4 protein-coding genes are annotated in these 3,921 nt (G+C 69.8%); 1 reads left to right on the top strand and 3 read right to left on the bottom strand.

The features are described 5' to 3' along the window. Positions 1-135 precede the first annotated feature (135 nt). Both ABZ490_RS52030 and betA read right to left on the bottom strand, forming a co-directional pair. A complete protein-coding gene (locus ABZ490_RS52030) occupies positions 136-972 on the bottom strand; it encodes a 5,10-methylenetetrahydrofolate reductase (RefSeq protein ID WP_359008069.1) in 837 nt (278 codons plus the stop codon). A gap of 3 nt (positions 973-975) precedes the next feature. Beyond that, a complete protein-coding gene (gene betA, locus ABZ490_RS52025) occupies positions 976-2,646 on the bottom strand; it encodes a choline dehydrogenase (protein WP_359008066.1) in 1,671 nt (556 codons plus the stop codon). A gap of 204 nt (positions 2,647-2,850) precedes the next feature. Here betA and ABZ490_RS52020 point away from each other — a divergent pair, with 204 nt between their 5' ends. Next, on the top strand, positions 2,851-3,597 hold the full coding sequence (locus ABZ490_RS52020; RefSeq protein ID WP_359008072.1) for an IclR family transcriptional regulator: 747 nt from the start codon (positions 2,851-2,853) through the stop codon (positions 3,595-3,597). Positions 3,598-3,612: 15 nt separating this feature from the next. Here the strand turns inward: ABZ490_RS52020 and ABZ490_RS52015 are convergent. Next, positions 3,613-3,921, bottom strand: a 309-nt coding sequence (locus ABZ490_RS52015) for an SRPBCC family protein (RefSeq protein WP_359008063.1), incomplete at its 5' end; no start/stop codon positions are given.

Here is a 3,921-nt window from a genome sequence, read left to right as displayed (position 1 = left end):
CTTCGCTCCCACACGGACATCCCACTTCGCAGCCCTCCGCCCCACCGGATAGGACCGGCGGGGCGGAGTCGAGGGGCATTCGCCAACGGCGTCCGGCATTCCGACCCCGCCCCTCCCCGTCGTATACGGTTCCCGTCAGTCCGCGAGCCGGTCCAGCAGGGCCCGCCGCCAGCGCTCCGTCTCGGCGATCTGGTTGAACGTGAAGACATGGAGGCCCGCGACGCCCGCGGAGGGCGCCGTGAGGGCCTCCTGGGCGCGCCCGAGGAGTCGCTCGGGCGCGTAGCCGCCGGGCGTGGCGAAGCGCAGGAACCACGACGGGTGCCTGGTCAGGAACCGCGTCGACTCCCCCACGCCGATCCTCGTCGCCATGGCGAGCAGCTTGGCCCGCTGGACCGGCCCGGCGACGCCCACGTGCACGGGCAGGACGACGTCCCGGCGCCGGATGCGGGCGATCCAGTCGCCCAGCACCCGCGCGTCGAAGCAGAGGTTGCTCACGATGTACGTGGCGTGCTCGCGCTTGTCCCACATCGCCTGGATCGTGAGGTCGTCGTGGATGAGGGGATGGCTCTCGGGGTAGCCGGTGATGCCGACGCGGGCGAAGGGGCCGCCCAGCTCGCTCAGCCGGCGCAGCACCGGCAGGGCGCCGTCGTAGGCCCCGGCGGGCGGGTTGGCGTCGCCCGCCGGGACGAAGACGTCGTCCACACCGGCCTCGCGGAGCCGGCCGGTGACCTCCTTCAGGTGCGCGTCGTCCCGCAGCAGCCGCGCGGGCACGTGCGGGACGACGCGGTAGCCGTGCGCCCCGAGGCGCGTGGTGAGGTCGAGGGTCGGCTCCAGGCCCTTGACCGGCGACGCCGTCACGGTGACGACGACGTCGCGCGGTACATGGGCGAGGACCTTCTCCTCGGTCGCCTTCGCGGGCAGCACCTCGTAGCGGACGCGCTCCAGGAGCGGCCGCAGCCCGTCGGCGGCCAAGGTCTAACCGGCCTGCGTCTGGGCGTCGCGGTGGCGGTAGTAGGCGGCCTTGGACGGGGCGAGGGGTTCCTTGCCGAGGATCAGGTCGGCCGCCTTCTCCGCGATCATCATCACCGGGGCGTAGATGTTGCCGTTGGTGACGTAGGGCATGACCGAGGCGTCGACCACGCGCAGGCCCTCCACACCGTGCACCCGCATGCTGGTGGGGTCGACGACGGACATCTCGTCGGTGCCCATCTTGCAGGTGCAGGAGGGGTGCAGGGCGGTCTCGCCGTCCTTGGCGACCCAGTCGAGGATCTCCTGGTCGGTCTCCACCGACGGCCCGGGTGAGATCTCCCCGTCGTTGTAGGGGGCGAGCGCGGGCTGGTTGAGGAGGTTGCGGGCCACCCGGATCGCCTCGACCCACTCGCGCCGGTCCTGCTCGGTGGAGAGGTAGTTGAAGCGCAGGGCGGGGTGCTCGCGCGGGTCCTTGCTCTTGATCTTCACCGAGCCGATCGCGTCGGAGTACATCGGCCCGACGTGGACCTGGTAGCCGTGGCCGCCGGCCGGGACCGAGCCGTCGTAGCGGACCGCGATGGGCAGGAAGTGGAACATCAGGTTGGGGTAGTCCACGTCCTCGTTGCTGCGGGCGAAGCCGCCGGCCTCGAAGTGGTTGGTCGCGGCCGGGCCCTTGCGGAACAGCCACTGGAGCCCGATGAAGGGGGCGCGCCACTTCGCGAGGTACGGCTGCATGGAGACGGGCTGCTTGCAGCCGTACTGGATGTAGACCTCGAGGTGGTCCTGCATGTTCTCGCCGACGCCCGGGAGGTCGTGGACGACGTCGATGCCGAGGGCGCGCAGTTCCTCGGCGTTGCCGACGCCGGAGAGCTGGAGGAGCTGCGGGGAGTTGATCGCGCCGCCGCAGAGGATGACTTCCTTGGCGTGGACCTGCTGGGGGGCGCCGCGGCCCTTGCGGTACTCGACGCCGACGGCCTTCTTGCCCTCGAACAGGACGCGGGTGACCAGGGCGCGGGTGGTGACGGTGAGGTTGGGCCGCTTGCGGGCGGGCTTGAGGTAGGCCTTGGAGGCCGACAGCCGGCGCCCGCGGGAGACGTTGCGGTCGAACTTGGCGAAACCCTCCTGCCGGTAACCGTTGACGTCCTCGGTGGGCGGGTAGCCCGCCTCCTCGGTGGCCTTGAGGAAGGCGCCGAAGAGCGGGTTGCTGGCCGGGCCGCGCTCCAGGACCAGGGGCCCGTCGTGGCCGCGGAACTCGTCGTCGGGATCGGCGGCCAGACAGTTCTCCATCCGCCGGAAGTACGGCAGACAGTGCGCGTAGTCCCAGCTGTCCATGCCGGGGTCGGCCGCCCAGCGCTCGTAGTCCAGGGGATTGCCGCGCTGGAAGATCATGCCGTTGATGCTGCTGGAACCGCCGAGCACCTTGCCGCGCGCGTGGTAGACGCGCCGGCCGCCCATGTGGGGCTCGGGCTCGGACTCGTACTTCCAGTCGTAGAAGCGGCTGCCGATCGGATACGTCAGGGCGGCCGGCATGTGGATGAACACGTCCCACGGGTAGTCGGACCGGCCGGCCTCCAGCACCAGGACCCGGTTCGCCGGATCCGCGGAGAGCCTGTTCGCCAGTGCGCTGCCGGCCGATCCACCACCGACGATGACGAAGTCGTACTGCAGGGAAGCCATGGAGCCCTCGTCTCGCTTGCGCCATAGATAGTGCGACGCATGCTAGTCCCAGTAGCGCTATACGCACCAGGTTGCGTGCAACGCAACTTGTATGGTCTTGGTTTCTATCGGGTTACTTGCAAAGGCGTTGTTTACTGCACGTATAGTTGCGCTGTGAGCAACTACAGCACAGACACCGAAACGTCGAGTACGCAGTCCGGCGGGGTGCAGTCGGTCGACCGCGCCATCAGCGTGCTGGAAATCCTGGCCCAGCGAGGCGAGGCGGGCGTCAGCGAGGTGGCCGCCGAGATCGATGTTCACAAGTCCACCGCGTTCCGCCTGCTCGGCGCCCTGGAGACGCGCGGTCTGGTGGAGCAGGCGGGCGAGCGCGGCAAGTACCGGCTCGGCTTCGGCATCGTACGCCTGGCCGGCGCGGTCACGGGGCGTCTCGACATCACCCAGCAGGGCCGCCCCGTCTGCGAGCGCCTCGCGGAGGAGATCGGCGAGACGGTCAACATCGCGGTCATGCAGGAGCACTACGCGATCAATCTGTACCAGGTGCGCGGTCCGGCGGCCGTCGCCGCGCACAACTGGGTCGGTGAGCTGACCCCGCTGCACGCGACGTCGAGCGGCAAGGTCCTGCTGGCCCATCTGCCCGCCAAGGAGCGGGCCGCGGTACTGGCGAAGTCCGGCCTGGAGAAGGTCGGACCGCACACGATCACCGCGAAGACCAAGCTGGAGAAGAACCTGGCGGAGACCCGGGAGCGGGGCTACGCCTGGACACTGGAGGAGCTGGAGATCGGGCTGCACGCGATGGCCGCCCCGATCAGGGACCGGGACGGCGTGGTCATCGCGGCGCTCAGCGCGTCGGGCCCCTCCTACCGCTTCACCGAGGAGCGGCTGCACGAGCTCTCCCCGGTCCTCCTCAAGGGAGCCGAGGAGATCAGCCACCGCATGGGCTTCCTGGGCTGAGCCGGCCCTCGGGCGTCAGCCCCGGGGGGTGCCGAGGCGTTCGTTGACCCAGTCGTGGAAGGCGCCGATGTGGTGCTCGCTGGGCACCAGGACGCCGCCCTTGGCGTACATCCGGGAGCTCATGCCGGGCTGGGTGCGCTCGCAGGCCTCGAAGTCCTGCACGTTGACCCGGTGGAACAGCTCCACCGAGCGGCTGACGTCCTTGCCGCTCTCCACGACGTGCGGCAGATACAGCCAGTCGCACTCGACGATCGTGCGGTCGACGGCCACCGGGTACATGCGGTGGAAGATGACATGGTCGGGGACGAGGTTGATGAAGACCTG

This window comes from Streptomyces sp. NPDC005811 (assembly GCF_040630405.1).
Classification (GTDB): domain Bacteria; phylum Actinomycetota; class Actinomycetes; order Streptomycetales; family Streptomycetaceae; genus Streptomyces.
Note: the sequence above shows the minus strand (reverse complement) of the source record. Positions and strands in the feature narration are given on the sequence as shown.

Coding starts and splice junctions, on each gene's coding strand:
- betA (WP_359008066.1), bottom strand. CDS start 2,646: ATGGCTTCCCTGCAGTACGACTTCGTCATCGTCGGTGGTGGATCGGCC.